At 39.6% G+C, this 20412-nt stretch carries 12 protein-coding genes and 1 pseudogene; 2 read left to right on the forward strand and 11 right to left on the reverse strand.

The features are described 5' to 3' along the window. Positions 1 to 3405: MBG domain-containing protein (locus EA341_RS13670; protein WP_293015551.1), on the reverse strand; the 3405-nt coding region annotated here is incomplete at its 3' end. A 24-nt stretch (positions 3406 to 3429) separates the two neighbouring features. On the opposite strand from EA341_RS13670, the gene EA341_RS13675 reads away from it, so the two are divergent. Beyond that, positions 3430 to 3564, forward strand: a complete 135-nt coding sequence (locus tag EA341_RS13675; RefSeq protein ID WP_293015553.1) for a hypothetical protein — start codon at positions 3430 to 3432, stop codon at positions 3562 to 3564. A gap of 65 nt (positions 3565 to 3629) precedes the next feature. Here the strand turns inward: EA341_RS13675 and EA341_RS13680 are convergent, their stop codons facing one another. The 5 genes from EA341_RS13680 to EA341_RS13695 form a co-directional block, all read right to left on the reverse strand. Then, positions 3630 to 5519, reverse strand: coding sequence for a T9SS type A sorting domain-containing protein (locus EA341_RS13680; protein ID WP_293015554.1), 1890 nt, complete (start codon positions 5517 to 5519; stop codon positions 3630 to 3632). A gap of 476 nt (positions 5520 to 5995) precedes the next feature. Then, positions 5996 to 7027: an IS4 family transposase gene (locus tag EA341_RS13685; RefSeq protein ID WP_367127524.1), complete on the reverse strand. Its 1032-nt coding sequence runs from the start codon at positions 7025 to 7027 to the stop codon at positions 5996 to 5998. Between the two features lie 18 nt (positions 7028 to 7045). After that, positions 7046 to 7141 carry a DUF4372 domain-containing protein gene (locus tag EA341_RS19010; RefSeq protein WP_367127528.1) on the reverse strand — a complete coding sequence of 32 codons (96 nt, stop codon included), beginning with the start codon at positions 7139 to 7141 and terminating at the stop codon, positions 7046 to 7048. A 106-nt stretch (positions 7142 to 7247) separates the two neighbouring features. Next, entirely contained in the window at positions 7248 to 8186 is a 939-nt protein-coding gene (locus EA341_RS13690; RefSeq protein ID WP_293015555.1) for a type IX secretion system membrane protein PorP/SprF, read from the reverse strand. A gap of 83 nt (positions 8187 to 8269) precedes the next feature. Then, positions 8270 to 12760, reverse strand: coding sequence for a BspA family leucine-rich repeat surface protein (locus EA341_RS13695; RefSeq protein ID WP_293015557.1), 4491 nt, complete (start codon positions 12758 to 12760; stop codon positions 8270 to 8272). A 663-nt stretch (positions 12761 to 13423) separates the two neighbouring features. On the opposite strand from EA341_RS13695, the gene EA341_RS13700 reads away from it, so the two are divergent. Further along, entirely contained in the window at positions 13424 to 14479 is a 1056-nt protein-coding gene (locus EA341_RS13700; protein WP_293015559.1) for a helix-turn-helix domain-containing protein, read from the forward strand. 162 nt (positions 14480 to 14641) lie between these two features. On the opposite strand, the gene EA341_RS13705 is transcribed toward EA341_RS13700, so the two are convergent. The 5 genes and pseudogenes from EA341_RS13705 to EA341_RS13725 all read right to left on the reverse strand — a co-directional run. Continuing rightward, positions 14642 to 15283: a hypothetical protein gene (locus tag EA341_RS13705; RefSeq protein ID WP_293015561.1), complete on the reverse strand. Its 642-nt coding sequence runs from the start codon at positions 15281 to 15283 to the stop codon at positions 14642 to 14644. A gap of 469 nt (positions 15284 to 15752) precedes the next feature. After that, entirely contained in the window at positions 15753 to 16730 is a 978-nt protein-coding gene (locus tag EA341_RS13710) for a glycine-rich domain-containing protein (RefSeq protein WP_293015563.1), read from the reverse strand. A gap of 175 nt (positions 16731 to 16905) precedes the next feature. Further along, complete coding sequence (locus tag EA341_RS13715; RefSeq protein ID WP_293015564.1) at positions 16906 to 17409, reverse strand: T9SS type A sorting domain-containing protein; 504 nt, start codon at positions 17407 to 17409, stop codon at positions 16906 to 16908. A gap of 346 nt (positions 17410 to 17755) precedes the next feature. Continuing rightward, on the reverse strand, positions 17756 to 18442 hold the full coding sequence (locus EA341_RS13720; protein ID WP_293015565.1) for an FISUMP domain-containing protein: 687 nt from the start codon (positions 18440 to 18442) through the stop codon (positions 17756 to 17758). Positions 18443 to 18579: 137 nt separating this feature from the next. Then, positions 18580 to 20412: pseudogene (locus tag EA341_RS13725) on the reverse strand (hypothetical protein); the annotation flags it as partial.

The following is a 20412-nucleotide window of genomic DNA, read 5'->3' on the forward strand; positions in this document are numbered from 1 at the left end:
TGAGCCGCCGCTCAAAGTTATCGCATAGTTGCCCGCTCCAGACCTTGCATCAGCTTTGGTTGCAATTTGTGGTTCGAGGGCTATTCTGCTGTCTCCGTTGACAAGTCCTGTGTAGCTAAAAGTCAGCGGAGGATTTTCTTCCCCATATGTCTTCTGCTTGTCATCGGCGGTAATGGTCAGGGTTCTTTTGCCTACAGTCAATGTACCATCTACCAGAACTATATCATAATTATCATCTGAGCCGCCGCTCAAAGTTATCGCATACGCACCTACGACAGATTCTGTATTGGCACTGGTAGAGATCTTGGGTTCTATGGCTATCCTGCTGTCCCCGTTGACAAGTCCTGTGTAGCTAAAGGTCAGCGGAGGGTTTTCTTCTCCATAAGTCTTCTGATTATCATCAGCCGTAATGATCAAAGTCTTTCTGCCTACAGTAAGTGTACCATCCACCAAGGTGATATCATAGTTATCATCTAATCCACCACTTAAGGTTATAGCGTAGGATCCTTCAACAGAACCTCTATTTGCTTCGGTTGAGATGTCCGGCTCTACAGCAATCCTCTTATCCCCATTTACGAGTCCTGTATAGCTAAAGGTCAATGGGGGATTCTCAGCTCCATAAGTCTTTTGCTTGTCATCGGCGGTAATGGTCAAGGACTTCCTGCCCACAGTCAATGTGCCGTCCATCAAGGTAATATCATAATTATCATCCGATCCCCCACTCAACCTTATCGCATAGGTACCAACGACAGAACCTGCATCAGCTGAGGTTGCAATTTCAGGTTCGATGGCTATCCGACTGTCTCCGTTTACAAGTCCTGTGTAGCTAAAGGTAAGCGAAGGATTTTCTTCCCCATAAGTCTTTTGCTTGTCATCGGCGGTAATGGTCAAGGACTTCATGCCCACAGTCAATGTGCCGTCCACCAAGGTAAAATCATAGTTATCATCTGAGCCACCGCTCAAAGTTATGGCATAGTTGCCCGCTCCAGAACTGGCACTGGCCATTGTTGCAATTTCAGGTTCGACGGCTATCCTGCTGTCTCCGTTTACAAGTCCTGAATAACTGAAGGTCAGCGGAGGGTTTTCTTCTCCATAAGTCTTTTGTTTGTCATCGGCGGTAATGGTCAAGGACCTCCTGCTCACAGTCAATGTGCCGTCCACCAAGGTAATATCATAATTAACATCTGAGCCTCCGCTCAACCTTATACCATAGGTACCAACAACAGAACCTGCATCAGCTGAGGTTGAAATTTCAGGTTCGACGGCTATCCGACTGTCTCCATTTACAAGTCCTATGTAGCTAAAGGTAAGCGGAGGATTTTCTTCCCCATAAGTCTTTTGCTTGTCATCGGCCTGAATAGTCAACAAAGCAGGTTCAACTTCTAAAAAACTTTCCTCCAGTAAAAAATCATATTTTTCTTCGTCTAAACCAGTGATTTGGGAAATATTTATGGCATACTGACCTACCAAAGCACTTGAAAGTGACCCTTCTGAAGAAATCACAATAAGGGGTGAAGGATCACCCTCCTCTAATCCTTGTAATGTAAAATCCTGATTGGAAAAAACATATTCCTCTCCATAAGTTTTTCTGATAAGATCCGGATTTATAGTCAGAAGTTTTTTGGTAAAAAAGTGCCATGTATCTGACTCAAATGAGAATCCCGCAAAAGGATTTTGACTTAAATCTTCTATAAAATTACCATTAGAATCATTTTCAACAGCAATGGTTATTTTTTTGTCGTAAGGCAACTTTTCCTTTAAAACCACTTCCAAGGACAATTGATCTTCCGTAATGCTTAAATATTGCAAATCCTCTGCATTATTCAGGTCAAAGATTTGAAGGGGTTCTGAAGAGCTCCCTGCGAAAATAGCTAATCTACCTCCATTGCCTAAACCAATTTCTTCATCAAAAGTCAATTTTAATTTTGTGTCCAGGGGAACATGAATACGCTCATGTTCCGGATGTACTTCGATCAAAGTTGGGGGGATCGTATCAATTACGCGAATAAAAAATTCCTGAAACCCATCTCCGGCATCGTTATTTGATCTTAAAATCACTTTATGAAGACCCACATCAGATTTTTTGGGTGTTCCGGCGAGGAGTGACCAATTCTGAAGTTTAAACAGTTTATCAGAGTTAAAATTGCTGTAAATCACACTGCCACGGCCAGAATTGGAGATACTCCTTACATTTTCCGTATCAGTGAGGCTAATCTGGGCGAGGCTATCTTTTTCAGGATAATACCTTACCAAACCACCTTCCCAAAGGGCAACAAAAAAATCTTGGTTTTGGGTCTTATTTATTCCACCAATTATTTTTGAAGAACTGAAAATTAATCTAGGAGATGCATTGAGAGAATCTAAATTGTAAAATAAAATGGATTGTCCTGGTGTTTCAGAGTTTTCCGGACCAGAACTTAGGTAAAATCGGTTATTATTTTCAAATGAAATACCTGTGGGACGACTGACTGAACCCAGTATAAGCTCTAAAGAATTATCATTTAATTTTCTCTCAATCCTTTGATTCTGAAAATTTGCTAAATAATAGCCCCCACCATATTGAGCCAGAGAATAGGTTCCTCCTGTACCACTACCCACCAAGGGTTGAACGCTCTTGATAGAATCAGATAAAAGAATTCTATCTAATCTACTATTGTTTAAAGGTAAAAATAGATAATCATCAGAAATGTATAGTGTAGAAATGGAACTACCTCTACTCAAACGTGGTAATCCTGATTTCCAGAGTTCTGTATTGCCGCTGACCTTATCAACTTTAAATATTTCAGTTCCGTCTGATCGAATAACATATGCGTTACCAAATGGATCTTCAGCTACCCCACCGATGGTGGCTGTACCAAAATCCCCGAACTGCACAGGTTTAAAGTTTTTATATTCTATTGTTTCGTCCCCATTAACTACTAAAGTATCTTGATAGTGGTTGAGCCATGTGGGTATTGAATCCGGAAAAATATTGCTGTCCGAATTACCCACAAAATCATTAATAATAGAATAAGAATAGGGATTGTTATAGTGAACTTCTAAAATAGGCGTGGACAAAAATAAAGGTGGGGTAATCACTGCCAAAGGGCCTAAAGATTCAAAAAGTAAGTCCTCTCCTGAATAAATCAGAACATTTTCCGATGAAATATCAGAGGGTAAACGAACCCGCATCGACTTTTGATCTTCACTCACACTGATGATTTCACAGGGATCACTTTCTCCAATTCGTACAGTTAAATTGATATTAAAATCGCTGCCGAAAACTTCCAAGACACTGTCGGGATAGCCATAAGAAGGGTGGAAAAAAGCTTGAGAAACAGTTTGTTGCGCAATAAGATTAGCACAAAATACTAGATTTAACCAAAGAACAAGAAAAAACCTAAACCAATTAAATCTCTTAAACATTACTTAATTATTTTTTAAGATCCAATGAAAGCTGAATTTGCACTGGCAATTCAATTGGATAGCACACTACCTTATTTGCAATTCAAACTTGATGCAACAACATCAATTCTGATTTTCAATAACAATGACAATTACAATGATGAAGATTCAGAACAATAAAAATACCGAAAGTCTTAGCTAAAAATTAATTGATACTTTATGTAAAGGAAGTGTGAAAAAATAAATTATCTCTTAATGATTTTGAAGGACCTCAAGGAAGAAGAGGCTTGGATATTCAGTAGATAAACACCCTTTTGTAAAAACCCCAAGTCGATTCTAAGCTTGTTCCCCAACCTTTCAATCTGAGCATCATGTATGGTTACAATTTTTCTACCATCCAAAGCATATATGTTTAAATATATTGGGCCTGATAAAAATTCGTCACACTCCACAAAAAGATGACTTTCAAAAGGGTTCGGGTATACGAAAAAATCCTTTCCGGAATTTGATTCATTATTACGGACATTTATTACATCTGAATACATCATTTCACCAGAATCTTTGATGTTGAAAGATACCCGGTAAAAGTTGTTTCCTCGAAATGGAAACTTATCTGTAAAAGCAAATTCCTGATCATTTACCCATTCCATATTTTCAGAAATGGGAACGAAGCGTAAGTCTTCTTTTGCTTTCTCCAATCGCATTGAGGTCAATGCTGCTCCACCCTCAGTTTGAATAATCCACTGCATCAAAGCTGTTTGATTGGATAACATTTGCCCTTCTAATGAGATTTGAATTAAAGGGAGAATAATGCCTTCTACTTCAAAATCTATTTTTTTTACAATTTGACATCCAGACACCGGGTCTGTTGCACTTAAAAAAACCATAAATGGCTCCTCACGAAAAGGTAAATTTTCGATTTTCAAAGTCCAATTTTCATCCGTTAAAATGGAATAAGTCACGCCATCTACTTCCCCATCTATTATTTCATTTTCCAAATTGTCATCAAAAAACCATTGAAACCCGGTAGCATTGGATAAGTCAGGTCTCAGTAATATTGGATCATTCCCTTCTCGGTAAATAAATTTACCATCTTCATCTATTTTTATAAAACCTTCGGGACTTACAGCAATGGGATTCCCACCAGATTTACGGATTAATGACTTCAATTCTATTTTTTCCTTCAAGTCAAACAGTACCCGATTAAAAGACTCTTGTACAGGAAAGCTAAGGACGAATTCACCATTACCGTTATCCTTTAATTTGGCCTTATCCATATCCACCTGTATAGGAGACTGTTCATTATTATCCGAATAGGAAAAGACCTCAAAGTAATTTTCACTGTTTTCAAGTGAAAAACCACCATTCTTTTCAAAAACCATAAAAATGGAATCCCCTACATAGGCATAAGAATCAAATAAAAAGGAAATTTTGACAAATCCATCTTTTGGATCCAATGTCAGCGTTTTTGGTTTGTCCTCTTCTATGTTCTCTGATATTACTCCGTTATTATCAAGCTCATTAGTATAGATATAATCTATATAATCCTGACAGGAAGCATCTAAAATATAAAATTCATAAACTTTAAAATCTTTATCTGTCCAGATTCCCGAAGAGTTATCAATAAACATTTCTATTCCATAAACACTTTCCGGTCCATAAAGGCTTTCTATTTCCGAAAAATCAAAATCCATAAGATCCAGAATAATTTCAAAAGTACTTTCTCCTAGTTCAAGCTGAGGAGATTGAAAATCTATTACTTCATCAATTGGAATTCCATCGGAATCAAGCTCATAAAAAGGGAATCCATCCTCATCTAATGGATAAAAATTAATGGTTGAAAGAAACTCATCAGTAAAAAAAATATTGTTATTGTATCCAAGCTTTACTCCAATTTTATCATTAGACCTAAGAGGAGAATCAAAAACAACATACAAATAAGCTGTTCCCATTCCTGAGAATTCGCCCGATCCAAAAGTAGTTAAATTGCCATCTGAAATCTTTCCTTCTCCCGTCTGCGTATATGGACATTCTATATTTTGTTGGCAAATCCCAGAAAAATAGGGATATATCCTCTGAGCCTTAAGACCATTAGCTGTCAATAACAGGACGAGAATAAGGAGAAACTTAAGCAAAATAATTCTCGAAGTATATCCCTTCTTTATACAAAAAACCGGTATCATGAATTAAGCTTGCTAAATTTAGGCAACAAGGAAATATTTGGCACTGCCAGATCAATATTGATTGGAACATAATAGATCCAATGTAAACTTTAACTTTAGGGCTTAATCATATCAAAGAAGAGCAGTAATCTCTAGAGCACAAAATGAAATGAAATGAAGTGAAGTTTTTTGTAAGCGATATGAAGTTAACCTTTAAATCTATCATAGATTTTTACTAATTTCTTCAGAGTAAGTCCGCAAGGAAACTTCCACAGCTAAAAAAACTTCCTGAATGATGCTAACTAAATTATCTCATAACCAATACAGCCTCAAAAAAATCATATCAATAGAAGCCCCTTATTGCCTAATGTATTCTTTAGGAATAATACCAGCATGCAATTTGAAAGCTCTATAAAAGTTGGATCTGGTAGAAAAACCGGATTCAATTCCTATAGCCTAAATGGTAATGTTTTTTTATCCAAGTTCAATAGCTTTTCTTTTGCATATTCAACTCTATATTGAGCACGGAGATCTGAAAATTTAACCTTTATTACTTCATTTAAACAGATGTATACATGGTGTTTAGGAACACCTAATAGCGCTACCAAATAAAATCTGACCAAAGCAACCATATTAGAGAAAGCCCACTTACTTTTTATGGTCTTTCGGACAACTTCCATTAACAAGAGTGAGATAAGAGAGCACCATATCTGAATTTCAATAGCATTCTGGTTGTCCCCGAGAAAATACTTGAGCGGAAAGTTCTGTTTCAGCTTTTTAAAGAGCAGTTCAATCTGCCATCTATATTTATAGATTCCTGTAATAGTTGAGGCTTCCTGATCAAAACTATTGGTCAGAAAGACAAGAAGTTTTGAGTTTTGATCATCCCAAAATGCTACTCTGCGGAGTTTGATAGGCTCTTTCTTACCGTTTACAGAGTAGTATAATGTTATGACCTCGTCTTTGAGAATATCCTGGTCCCTGTCATCTGGTAATTCTATCTCCTCCAGACCTTCGTAAACAGCATTATCTTTCATTCGGGTTATGAAATAAATACCTCTGTCAGTCCATTGGGCATATTGAAGATAATCGGTGTATCCTTTGTCCATGACTATGTAAGACCCTTCAGCAAGGTTGAGATGTTTAAGAAAAGTATGGTCATGTCGGCTGCCCTCTGTAAACCTGACCAAGCAGGGCATCAGTTCTGCGGCCTGAATCATAACATGCGCTTTGATACCCCCTTTACTTCTGCCGTCCTTTCTGGGTCTTCCTGCTACTTTGAGAATATCCTTAAACAGACTGATGACTGTTGAGTCAACGATGAAAAGCTTTTTTATCACCTCCATTTTAAGTCGGCTGTCCGGCAAAACATGGCGGTATTTACTGAAAAGCTCCATATATAAATCCTTGAACACATCGCTTGGCCGTTTGCTGTTCCCGTCAGATATAGTCGATCTTTTAGAAGAGGAGGGCATCCCCATATGGACAAGCCTGTCCTGTCAGGCTAAAAGTCCAGTAGAAAGCTCCCTCAGCGATGTGGCGCCACTGAAAGAACAGTACAACACGGTAACCAAATGCTGCCATGTAGATGAGATTAACTTGTCTGTGGCCGATTTCTACCTTTGCCCTTACTATCCCGGCACCCCGCCCCTAACTCTCCAATTGTGACTCCGTCTTACATCTAATATCTTAAATCTTCCCTTACCAGATTATCCCCTTCCTGTCCCCAAATAGCGAATAGCTCAGCATAAATTCATGCGTCACATTTGGTATCAGGTAGCTTCTCTGCATAGGTAATTCGTAGATATAGCCGATTCTCATCCTGTCCAGAAGAATCCCAAACTGAAAGTTGTTCGCATAGTCTATCCGGTGACCTCCCCCCAACCATATCTTTTCCACCAGAATAAGCTTCACATTCAGCTCCACATTGTCCGGAAGGTCTGTCTGGTTCCTGTACATAAAGTTAGCCGCAATACCCAGGCTTTCACTCAGCCTGTCCCGGTATCCCGCCTGAAACACACCCACCAAAGGCATGCGCTCCATAAATACATCCCCGGAACTGATCACTCCGCGGGACACATGGTGTACTGCATAAGACACATAATAATTGGTATGCGTCAGTGCCATGCCCAGATTGAAATCCAATACATTCATATCCGAAAAACTTCCGACATACTGCCCCACCACTGGGTCATCCGCCTGCTCGGTAGTAAGGTTGTTGCCGTCCAGACGGACTGTCCTGTAGTTGATACCAGCTCCAAGTCTCAGGTTGCTTTGCTTTCCAACCTGTATCCTGGAAGCATAGCTGACAACCATCTCCGTCTCCGCAAAGGCTCCGTACTGATCATGCAGAATGGAAAAACCTGCGGCATTCTTGCCCAATACATCACCATAGGCCTCTCCCGAAAGCTGGCCAAAGTCCAGTTCTCCAGATGCAAAGTAAGTCATCGGCGCTCCCTCCCAGCCTGCCCACTGATTCCGGACAAAGCCCCGAAGCATAGACCCCTCATAGCCCGTCAATGCCGGATTGAAATAGCCCTGTAAATGGCTGAACTGGGAAATGTATTTTCTCGATTGGGCGAGAATATCCGTAGTAGTAACTAGGACTATTCCTATGAATATGATGATTGATTTTTTCATGTTTGTGCTTTTTTGTACCATGTACAAAGTACCAAGTACCAAGCAGCGGCGCTTGGTACATCGTACATGGTACTTGGTACAATTTATTTCCTAAGTAGATTCAACATTCCTCTTCTTGTTTCTCCCGTTTCCCTTACTTCCAGCACCCAATAGTAAGTGCCTGTTGGCAGCTCTTTGTTTTCATAGGTTCCGTCCCATCTGATGTCAGGATTTTGGGTGTAGAACAATCGCTTGCCACTTCGCTCAAATATTTGAATCACCACATCAGAATAGAATCTTAATTCAGAAACTCCCCAAGTATCATTATTACCATCTCCATTAGGAGTGAAGGAGTTAAAGATTTCAATAGCACTCACAGATTCTCTCAATCGCTCTACGGTAAAGACTTTCTCTATCACATTACCATCCCTATCAGTCAGTTTAACATGCACCCTAAAATGGGTTCTTCCTTCTGCTCTTTCTGATGAATTCCAGAAAAGAACTCCATTTCTGATTGTAAAGAATTCACTGTGATGTGTCCCCTGAATCAATTCCAGTGTATGGATATTGTCTACTGCATCTTCTACCGTCAATACGCCAACTCTGATCTCAGTTTGCTTGCTATCTGCTCTAAATGTATTGTTGTCCAAAGTGATATTTCTAGGACCTGGCTTAGGCAATACAGTCATTACAATGTCAGCAGTAAGGTTATTCGGGTTGACATATCCTGCCCTCAGATTGATCACTGCATTCATTGGGTACTCCCCTCTTACAAAGACATTTATCTGATTCAAATTCCAAGAAACTGGGAACTCCAAGATTTGGCCATCTGTAGTCATTACACCAACTGTATTTGGTAGCGTTGGAGTTTGACCCCAATCTGTTTGTCCATTAGCTGGGTGGAATACCATTTCTATCTCCGCAGCTGTGATTAAGAAGTCTGCTGATATGAAATTGATATTGTAATTAGCCCCAGCTGAAAGGCTACCACGTCTAATTGCATAGCTACCAGTCTCCTCTCCTCCTTCTCTATCCAAAGCCCCAGAAAGAATTGTTTCCGAATCATTATTTACAAACCCCGCAACTGTGTATGTATATACAGGATCAACCATTCCAAAGGCTTTTGATTGATTTGCATTTGCAGTGACTATCAGAGATGCTTGGGTAATTTCCAAGGATCCATTGACCAAAATAATGTCATAGTTATCATCTGCACCTCCTGTCAGCGTGATCGGATAAGTGCCAACTCCAGAAGCCGCTGTTGCAGCAGTACTGATGCCTGGCTCTGTAGTTACCTTTTCATCTCCATTCACCAAGCCAGCGTAAGTAAAGGTCAAAACTGGATTGGCTTCTCCATAGGTTTTACTATTGTCATTTGCGGTAATTGTCAGCTGTGCCTTCATAATTATAAAAGTTTGACTCGTTTCACCCCTATACCTACCGATACCCTTTATTATTACCGTAGCAGTACCCACATTGATATTATCAGAATAGGTAACTTCATAGTCCGTACCTTTTATCAAGGTCATATTACCATCCTTAAGCACAACGGAAGGTTCAAGAGCAGATCCCACGTAGATCTGATCCGAGATCGACTCTATTGGGAAACTGGAAATATCTGACTTTTCTACAGTAACAGTAGCATCAGCATTAGCCGAGTTACCGGAAGCATCTACTGCTATGAGCGTTACCGTGTAAGTACCCATTTCAGTAAAGGAATTTTGACTCAAAGTAAATGTAAGCTCAGCACCTCCTCCACAATTATCATTACTACCATTATTTATTTGATCTTGCGTGATAATCGCTTCACCATTCGCATCTAACTGCACCGTTATATCCTGAGTCAATACCACCGGTGGTACGTTATCTACTACAGTAACGGTAGCTGTACCCGTAGCTTCATTACCGGACGCATCAGTAACCGTAAGAATTACGGTGTTTGTGCCCATATGGGAACAATCAAAGGTTTCTATGTCCAAGTTAAGGCTCTCGATGCCGCAATTATCACTACTGCCATTATCAATCTGCGCTGCGGTGATTCTTGCCTCTCCATTTTCATCCAACTCTACCGTGATATCTTGGGTGATTATGGTTGGGGCTATGTCTTCAATCACTTTAATCGTCACGTTGGACAGGCTTGTATTACCAGAGGCATCCCTGGTTACCAGCTCGTAGGTATACTCGCCCAAGGCTTCGCAGCCTTCAAAAGTCAAGCTAATGCTACCTTTTTCAAATGGGACAAACAAATCTTTTAAGCCCGGTTGGTTTGGGTTTATCAGGTAGGTGTCAGGCACGGTTACGTTAAAACTAGGTTGAATACTGCCGTCTTCCAGCGTTTCTAAATTAAGCAGCCCAAACATATAGCTCCACCAGCCCCCAGAGACCAGGTAATTGTTGTTACCTATATACTCAATCCCCTGAAACGTAGAAAAATCTCCACTACTTACATTGGAAGCGGGTGCATCTACCTCTGCTAAAACTATATAAGTACCAGTCGCTAGATCTACCGCACCAATGCTTATTTTACTACCCCTAGCTCCCCCAGATGCCAATATTAAGCGGTGGTTGTCATAATCGTAGGTTAAGCCTTTACCGCCGCCGCCTTGCGTAACAGCAACTAGTGTAGTCGTTATACCGGTAGCAAGATCTAAAGTTTTAATGTTGTCATCGATCCAAACGTAGGCTGTACCAAAAAGATCGAAGGTCATATCTGATGCATTACCGTCTATAATCACTCCTGTATCGGTAACTTCTTCTGTATCAAAATTGTAGGTCAATAAGCTGCGAGGGCGATGTCCTACAATAAAATAACCCATTCCTGAACTAGGGTCCTGATCAAAGGCAATAGGATCATAAGCCCTCTCTAGGTTAAAATCAAACTCGTTGACATTAAATACTAATCTAGGGTCGGAAATGGTATTGTTGGTTTGATCAAAGGAATAGGAATGCAATGATGAATAATCAATATCTCCTCCTTGATTGTACCAATCTTCAAAGCCAAAGGCATAAACTTTGGACAAATCTGAAACGACACCAGATTCAGTTCTAAAAAAGCTGCTAAACTCGGTTGAGCAGTTATCTGTGATAGCAGTGATGACATCATCTACTGTGACCACAGCTTCTCCATTCTCGTCTAAGGCAACCGTAAAATCTCGTATTACAACTTCTGGAGGGGTATTGTCTACTACGCTCACGCCTATTGTTGTTGAGACGCTGTTACCTAAGTTATCGGCAATCTCTATGGTAGTTTCATTAATGCCCAAGTTGGCACAATCAAAATTAAGGGGGCTTGCGCTTACCGTATAGTCCCCACAATTGGCCGTTAGCATGGCTTCTGTAATACTGGCCTGGTTATTTTCATCTAAGACCAAGCTAGGGATTGGCATATAAAGACCACCATCGGAAATGGTCCAGTCAAAATTAGTTATAAGCGCTTGTCTCCCGAATACCCCGGCGCAGGAATATTTGACATCCACTGTAAAAGATATTTTATTTAAGATATCAAGTTGGCTCCAGCCCACTAAAAGAGCATCGTAGTTGTCTTGGCTAAATACTGACGCCCCTTGTAAAAAATTATTCATATTAACAACCTTGCTTATATTCCAACTGCCTAAATCTTGGTTAAAGGCAAATGCGGACGAAAACATAAAATTCATATCAGTAACACTTGATACGTCCCAATTAGAAATATTCCCATTAAAACTACTGGCTCCAAGAAACATGAAATGCATATTGATGACTTTCGATACATCCCAATTATTTAAATCTTGATTAAAGGATCTGGCGGTTCTAAACATACTTGACATGTCTCTAACATTGGAGACATCCCAGTTGTTAATATCTCCATTGAAGTTGAAATTATTTGAAAACATTTCTCTCATACTTATTACTTCCGATAAGTTTGGTACATCGGTGGCATTATATGTCATATCTTGTGCGTTTCTAAACATAGACCGCATATCTTGCCACTCGATATCTCCCCATTGTTCTACAGTTCTTAATTTGCGGTTATTAACTCCAGCGTAAAAGTCTCCCGCAAACATGCTTGGAAAGTTTCCGCTAATACTTACCGTATAAGTCCCCGCTGCTTTGTACCTATGGCTGGGTTTTGGGTTTGAGCCAGTAATTGTTTGGGTTGTGCCATCGCCCCAGTCTATGGTAAAATCGTAAGGCCTCTTTGCTGTTGGAATAAATATAGATAAATCATCGGCGCTTACCTCCCATGTGGTTACAAAGGGCGCAAAATTTAAGTCTACCTTTGCTCCCACATCAGCAATCGTCAAACCGTCAGTATCCATCATACTTTTGCTAGCATCTGGGGCTGAATAGGAGTAGGTTGGTTCTAAATTGGGTGTAACGCCCTCAACTAAATCTAACTGGTTCAAGTCTTGTAGCGAGGCATCATAATTTTCTTGTGAAAAGGCCGTACCTGTTAAGAAGCCATTAAAGTAAGTCGACTGCGATACATCCCAGCCATCGTTGTTTCTGTAATCATCAGTATTGGAATTACTACCTGGCTTGAAGAACACATCTTGAGCGAATATCAAGGCCGTGGAAATCAAGAAAAAGAGTAAGCTTAGTATTGACTTTTTCATTTTAAATTTTTGTAATCGAAGTTTTACACCCCAGATCGTTTGGGTACTCATAGAATTTTGTGGCTTATTTTTTATTTTCAATCTTAAATTTGATCCAAAAAAAAATGGATGTAATTGCTTAGATCTACATTTTGAAGAATATGACACATCTTTCAGCTAATTGACACGCTTAAATTCAACGCTTACTTTTTTCTAGTTGAATCCAGCAAAAAATTTTAGCATCTTATCCAAAATCAGGTTGACGCAAAGAAACCCTGAGATTAGAATATTTAAGTGATCTTGGGAATCCATTAAATGGTATTTTTTATTTTTCAAGACACCATGTAATAAGACATCAGGTAGTGCATGCCGGTATGCCTAGACCCAGAAAGGGACCCTCTTAATGAAAATGTTCAATTACAAAATCGAGATTAAATCTTATAACTTTATAAATATATCAATAGGAAAATGCCCTTCCGTTTCATTTCAAGCCTTATCACCTGTTTGTCTACTCTGTTAATTCCTGAAAAAATCAGAAAACACATCTGAGGAATGAATTCCAAGCCGAATTTTCAGCAAAAAAAAATACCTTTTATTTACAATTATTGACATGCTCAAATGATTCTAAACCTATTATCTTTCTTCGTTGGTTCGACCCTTCTGGTTCTCATTTCCATCATTTTGATGAACCACAAAAAAGATAAAAATCTTAATATTTTCTTCTTGCTCATCATGGCTACAGCAGGAGTCCAAAGATTTTTAAATGGACTTGAAGTCTTTGAACTTTTTGAATCCTTTGCTAATCCTCTTCAGAGAAACTTATTCTTTACATTTTTTATTCCCCCTTTGTATTACTTGTTTTTTCACAACTTGATATTTAAGAATACTTCCTCTAAAAGGATTGTTCTACACTTTACAATCCCAATACTGATCGCCATTTTAAGCAGTATTTTCAATCCTAATTTGGTCATCTTAAAAGCAATTTTCTTACTATACTCCTCTGCCTACATTGTTTTTACAGGGCTGCTTATCCGTGAGAAGTTATTCCAAAATAAAAATTACAAGGAACTTATTCATTTTCAATCCATTAAAAACTGGACTTTGATCATATTTGCATTCTCTTTTCTTATTTATTTTTTGGCCAATTATATATTTTTAAATTATTCAAATGAAGAAGGTCAGAATGTTTTGATCAATTTCTATAATATCACTTCCCTTATTTGGTTATTTATCATCGGGTATATTTTGAAGAATCCTGTAATCTTGTATGGTGAACAGCTGCTGCTCGAAAAAATAAATACATCCACCAAAGAAGAAATTGAAGTATGGCGAAATAAGAAAAAAGGGGATTCAGAAAAAGATGACCTCGAGGTAGAAAAGAAAGTAAAGGGCAAGGAGGAAGAAATGATATTCGCCATCAAAAAATCTGAGCATGAACTACTTCAAAATTTCACAGACTTACCTTCCCTAAAGCAGCTTGCCTTCAAAATAGACTATCCGCAGAGTCACCTGAAGTACATTTTCAAATATTACACCTATTGTACTTTCGGGGAGTATCAAAATATCCTGAAAGTAAAGTACGCCATGAAACTGATCCAATCGGGCTACTTGGACACTCATACCATTGATTCTCTTGCTATCAAATGCCTGTTTACCAATAGAAGTACCTTTTACAAAAATTTCAAAAAACAGACCGGCTTCTCCCCTACCGAATACCAAATCGATACCAGTTCAAATTGAGTTTTTTTAACCGAAATAGCCCTATTTATTTTTGAGGACCCGCTTTTGAACATACATGGAATGATATCCCTGAATGATTACCTAAGACGAATTTTTTATTCAATTTTTAGAAAAAATTCGGTGTTTTTTTAAGAGGTGCTTCGCTGTCATATACTAGGATTATTAAAAAGCCCTAATAGCACGCACATTCCTTCCATCCCTCTTATTTAAGTGGTAAATCCTACCGTCATTAAAGTTTTGTGTCATTGCATAGCCATTATTCCACTCGGTAGAACTTGCATAACGATTAAAAAATATGTGACCTCCTTTATCCACTGCTATAGCATCGATAGTACCCTTATTTAAATACATTAAATTTAGTTCATATTCTGAAGGTAAAAACCAATCATCATACGTTTCTTCTTCCACCGTAAATGAATAGTCATCGCAAACAATTGCTGCATATATATCATTTCTGCCATAAGTATTAATAATTTTTGCTGTATTCGTCTGTCCAGCTCCTATGCCTTTAGCTGTAGCAAATGTTGAAGTAAAATCCTTCCACCATTGGACTCCTGAATGTTGGTCCTCTATAGCAGCTATCAAACCATGTGTTTCGCCAGCTACATAACCAGGGTCTCCTGATTGGAAAAGATAAAAAATAACACCGCCCTGATGAAAATCGCCAACTGCTGGTGGATTATTTATTGTAGTAGCCCCTTTACTTAGCATCCCAAAAGGCATTACCTGTCCATGAACACTTATATTAATCATACCTAAAAGAATACAAAAAAAGAGGGCCTTGTTTCGTGTTAAATTTTTCATACTGTTTTATCTGATGTAGTGTCTGAGTAAAACGCTTTGTTGAAGTTTCATTTTTTAACTCCATTCTTTTCTAATCCGTCCTTGTAAGTTTAATTACTAAGCCAACTTGCCTTTCGAATACCAATCTATCCTAACTGTTCTTTTAAGATCAATCCCTTAACCGACTTTATCTTATTTGTTTTTGACGATCCGCTTTTGGGCGAGTCGATTTCCTAATCTCAGGATGCCCAAATAGGGTCCATTGGCAGGAAAATCAAAATCTAGAAAAGATAGGAGAGTCAATTTTTTATAACTATACTTTATATTTTCAGCTTTATTGATTTCTATTTTATGTCTTTTTTCAATGACCAATAATTGAAAAAAGCCCATACTCAAGAGGCATTGAGGGCCAATGCGTATTTAATTAATTATACTAAAATAAGCCAGGCGACGACCCATCTGGGAAACCTAAATACCATTACTGTACCTTTTATCTTACATATCTAATGATGACGATGCCTGAACCGCCGTTGCCGCCGTTAGTATTGCCGCCACCGTTGGCTCCGCCACCACCACTACCAGTATTTGCAGTTCCATTTACCCGTTGCGAACCGTTAATCTGCCCGTCTCCGCCTACCCCAGAACCTCCAAACCCAGCAAATGGTCCATTTATCCATCCACCACCGCCCCCACCACCGGCGTACCACTTAGTTGTACCAGAAATTGAAGAGGACAGCCCAGGGCCACCATCGCCGGGATAAGTGGTGGAGGTATTACCTCCGACAGATCCAAAAGTAGTCTCTCCAACTCCTCCTGCACCTCCACCGCCAGCTCCGGCATGAAATGATGCAGTTCCACCAGCAAAACCTTGTCCGGATGTCGCCGTACCCCCTGTAATTGTGGGAGTATTGTTGGACCCCTGTCCGCCACCACCACCACCAGAACCTCCAGATTTGCCAAATTCTAATCCTGCTGTTCCATTATCTCTCCTATTCCCACCACCACCACCTCCAATTGCAGTGAAAGTAGCAAATGAAGAATTGCCTCCATTTAAGGCTGCAGTATTGGTGAAATTTGTACTTTTAGCACCACCTACCCCAACAGTTACTGCATAACTCTGCGAATTGACTACTAGAGGTATGCTCCCAACATTGGTAAGCAATCCACCAGCGCCACCACCGCCAGCGTGATTTGCGCCACCTCCACCACCACCGGCAACAATAAGGTATTCCACCTCACCACCAACAGTTACAATGAAATTACCAGAAGTGGTGAAGGTATGAACGCGATAATTTACACCCTTATCAGTAATATCTGTCACCGTTCCACCGGTGGCTTGAACACCAGCTGATGAGCCATTGCTATTTTGCAACAGCCCAAAAGGCATTATTTGGGCTTTTCCACTAAGACATACCATCACTAAAAATAAGCTTAAACTTAAGACCTTATATCGTAGGGTAAGACACATGCTATTTTGTTTTAGTTTAATTATCAGTTGATAAAAAAGCATTGAAGAAACTTCTTTTTTTAACTCCATTATTTTCTGACTCGTCCTTGTAAGTTTATTTACTAAGCCAACTTGCCTAGCTATTATCCATCTATAGTAACAGTCCTTTGAGATTAATTTTGTAGCCGACTTTGTTCTATTTGTTTTTGACGATCCGCTTTTGAATGAGTCGATTTCCTGATCTCAGGATAGCCAAGTAGAGTCCATTGGCAAGAAAATCAAGATCCAGCAATACTTCGTTGTCTATCGGAACGAGCGTGTCTTCGAATACCTTCTTACCAGTCATGTCATAAATCGTGAAAAGGGTCTCCTCGGCATTATCTGTCACAAACCTGAATGTAATCCGATCCGCAAATGCATTGGGAAAAGGGATCACTTCAAAAGGGGCCACGATCTCTTTGGGCAGGACCTGTATCCCCCTCAGGTATCCCTGACTCAGGCTGAGGGAAGCATTGGAGAAAGTACCAATCACAGTACTCTGTCCGATGGATTGGTGGATGGTAAAACCCAAATCGGCAGGTTGGTAATTGCCACCCATGGCACTGATCATGTCATTGCGGAGGGATTGGGCCGAGAGGTCCATGTTCCAAGCGAGGAGCGGCAAACACAGGAGGGTGATTTTTTTATAATTTGTTTTCATGTGGTTATAATTTGATTTTTACATGGAATCTTCGCATGGATTATAATCATTACTCTGTGGGTCGTTTTGGGTCATACTCTATTTCATCTTTTTAGCTTTATTGATTTTTAGTTTATGTCTTTTTTCAATATTTTTTTTTTGATCGACTTATTTAAGAAATACATTTTTATAAATCATAAAGTATTTAGTTTATAATTTTATATATCTAGTTATAATGTCAATCCATTTTATATTTTTTCAATACGTCGTTTTAATCTCTCCTTCATTAAAAAAGTAGAAATAATAGAATTCTTTTTTGTATTCAAAAGCATCACTCTCCGATTGAAATTTTACACTATCTTTAATGCTAGTCTTTCATCAGCCGTATAGTCATTCCCCATTTTAAATATCTGCCATTTGTTGGAGGCCTTGTAAATTCAATATTTTCAGAATTGTATAAAAATTTCATTGTTTCTGGTTGATTCACTTGACCATTATTAAAAGAGGAAAGCCACAGATTAGTATATTCACCTCCTACTGCAGTAAATGCAGAACCACCATTGTCATTTATTCTGCCCGTTGGCATTAAAGCAAAACCGTAATCATCTGTACCTATTAGCGTCCATGAAGACGAAGCCCTTAATTTAGAAACACTATCAAAAAAGCCAGCATAAGAGACTTCTGTTTTAGTAGGAATATGCCATCCCGAAGGTGCCAAACCACGGGTATCATGTACTGCATAGCCATTGTAGTATTTACCCATACTCGCATTATTAGGATCAAACCCATAATAACACCATGCACCGGTTGTCATTGCTGCCCAAGTAGTTTCATTGTCAACATAGGCAATATCCTCTCCATTCCTATATTTGGTTACATCCAGATTGGTTTTTGACCATACCTTACCTGCAACAGTTACCTCTACTATTACTATTGTTTCTTCGGCTTTTGAATTTACAAAACCTAAAGGCACTACTTGACCAGATAAATTTGAGCTGATCATCCCCAAAAGGACAGAAAAAGATATGGTAATGTATCGTAATGTATTCTTCATTCTATTTTGTTTTAGTTGATGGAGGGGTTGAGTGAAACGCTTTGTTGAAGCTTCATTTTTCCACCCCATCCTTTTCTACTCTGCCTTTGAGTATAACTTTCCGCCCACCTTAGCCGGTGGGCGGATGCTGGTTTAAATTAGAAATTCTGTGAAATAGCGGTATAGTATGTCGACCCGTCATAGATCAGGGTGACGATATCTGTTTTGTTGGCAGCTGCTGTTACCGTTGGTACGGTTCCTCCAGACCATTTCCATTCAGATGGGAAAGCTACTGTACGATTTCCTGTGCCATCTTGGATAAACTTGATCAGGTAAGTACCCACTGCTGCATTGCTCAAACTGATCGAAGTAATGTTTGCGCCAAGGTTTACTGTCAGCACATTCCCGCTACTTAAGTCAAGCGTTGTCGTGCTAGCTGCTGAAACACCCGTAGGAGCTGTTAAAACATAACGGGTGGCAGTTAAATCACCTTCAATATTAGTCTCTCCAGAAATATTAGTATTTCCATTAACGAATAAACTCCCTACTACCTCAACGCTGCCGCTAAAAATAGGCGATTCTACTGGTGCTTTTGCAGCTAAATCAGTGGTTAAATCCGCAATTTTTGATTGATCTATGGAAGCTGATTCTGAGATATCAGCATCTACAATCGTTCCGTCCAATATCTTCTCGCTAGTTACTGCTCCATCTGCTATAGTTGCTGTAATACCTGTTAACTGCGACCCGTCACCAGCAAAGCTATTAGCAGTAAAATTACCATCGAGTGTAGCATCTCCATTTTTTAAAATTTGGAAAGCGTTGTTTGTGCTCCCACTTGATCCATTACCAATAGTAAATAAGGGATCTGTCACTATCCATTGGCCTCTAGAGGGGCCTACTTCGTTGAATCTTCCAAAAACAATTTCATTGATCGAATTTGCAGTAACTTCTTGTCCAATAGCTATTGAATTGTTTCTTGTGGCATTCGATAAATACCCACCAGAAATGGAAATTGCACCAGACGCGGTAGAGCTTTCGCCAAAAGCAAAAGCTCCTTTGCCCGTTGCAGAAGTGGCTATACCTAAGGCAATACTTCCAAATCCAGATGCTTTTGGACCTGTAGTTTGGTTTAAAACTGGACTTCCCATTGCCACAGATCCATCGCCACTGGCTAGCGTGTAAGCGCCTAAAGCCACAGCACCTTCGCCAAATGCAGCTGAATAATAACCCATCCCCACACTATAATCGGCATTGGCTTCAGAATTATAGCCCATAGCTACCGAATAGCTACCCACACCAGCATCATTCCATTGGTCACTATCGACAGCGCCTGCCCTAAATGCACCTTTGGATTTATCAAAAAACATACGGGCATCATCGTCTGTAGTGGTGTTGTCATTGGCCAGTTGACTGCTTCCAAATACAAAGTTGTCTGTAGCGAGGGTTCCACCACTGTTGCTGGTCACATTGCTTGTGGTGACAAAAGGACCTGCAGGAACACTACTAATAGCTGTATTTACAAATGCAGTTGTGGCTAGTGCTGTTGAATTATTACCAGCTGTTTGTGTCACACCATTAGTACCTGTTGGCAAGGTTGGGGTTCCGGTAAAGGTGGGGCTAAACAAAGGTGCTTTTTCCTCTTCGAGCGCTGTAATTGCAGTTGCATTGATGGCAATCCCTGAAATATCCTGAGCTGCCTCCAAAGAAGTCAGCCAGTCCGGTTCCGTACCAGTGAAGCCATTGTTTACAGCTATTTGATAAGCACTTAATCCATTTTGACCCGCAATACCATCTTCACCTTTTAAACCCTCATCCCCAATGTCCCCCTTTTCTCCCTTGTCACCTTTGATTCCTTGTTCGCCTGTTTCTCCTTTTTGACCCTGATCGCCAGTATCACCCTTTTCTCCTTGTGGACCAACTTCACCTTGGATACCCTGAATACCTTGTTCACCTGCCTCGCCTTGGATTCCCTGATCTCCCGTTTCTCCTTT

Source organism: Mongoliibacter sp. (assembly GCF_007692705.1).
Classification (GTDB): Bacteria; Bacteroidota; Bacteroidia; order Cytophagales; family Cyclobacteriaceae; genus Mongoliibacter.

Bases quoted from the DNA above. Each gene is read 5' to 3' on its own strand.
- EA341_RS13675 (WP_293015553.1), top strand. From the start codon at position 3,430: ATGAAAGCTGAATTTGCACTGGCAATTCAATTGGATAGCACACTACCT.
- EA341_RS13685 (WP_367127524.1), bottom strand. From the start codon at position 7,027: ATGGGGATGCCCTCCTCTTCTAAAAGATCGACTATATCTGACGGGAAC.
- EA341_RS13690 (WP_293015555.1), bottom strand. From the start codon at position 8,186: ATGAAAAAATCAATCATCATATTCATAGGAATAGTCCTAGTTACTACT.
- EA341_RS13695 (WP_293015557.1), bottom strand. From the start codon at position 12,760: ATGAAAAAGTCAATACTAAGCTTACTCTTTTTCTTGATTTCCACGGCC.
- EA341_RS13700 (WP_293015559.1), top strand. From the start codon at position 13,424: ATGAACCACAAAAAAGATAAAAATCTTAATATTTTCTTCTTGCTCATC.
- EA341_RS13705 (WP_293015561.1), bottom strand. From the start codon at position 15,283: ATGAAAAATTTAACACGAAACAAGGCCCTCTTTTTTTGTATTCTTTTA.
- EA341_RS13710 (WP_293015563.1), bottom strand. From the start codon at position 16,730: ATGTGTCTTACCCTACGATATAAGGTCTTAAGTTTAAGCTTATTTTTA.
- EA341_RS13715 (WP_293015564.1), bottom strand. From the start codon at position 17,409: ATGAAAACAAATTATAAAAAAATCACCCTCCTGTGTTTGCCGCTCCTC.
- EA341_RS13720 (WP_293015565.1), bottom strand. From the start codon at position 18,442: ATGAAGAATACATTACGATACATTACCATATCTTTTTCTGTCCTTTTG.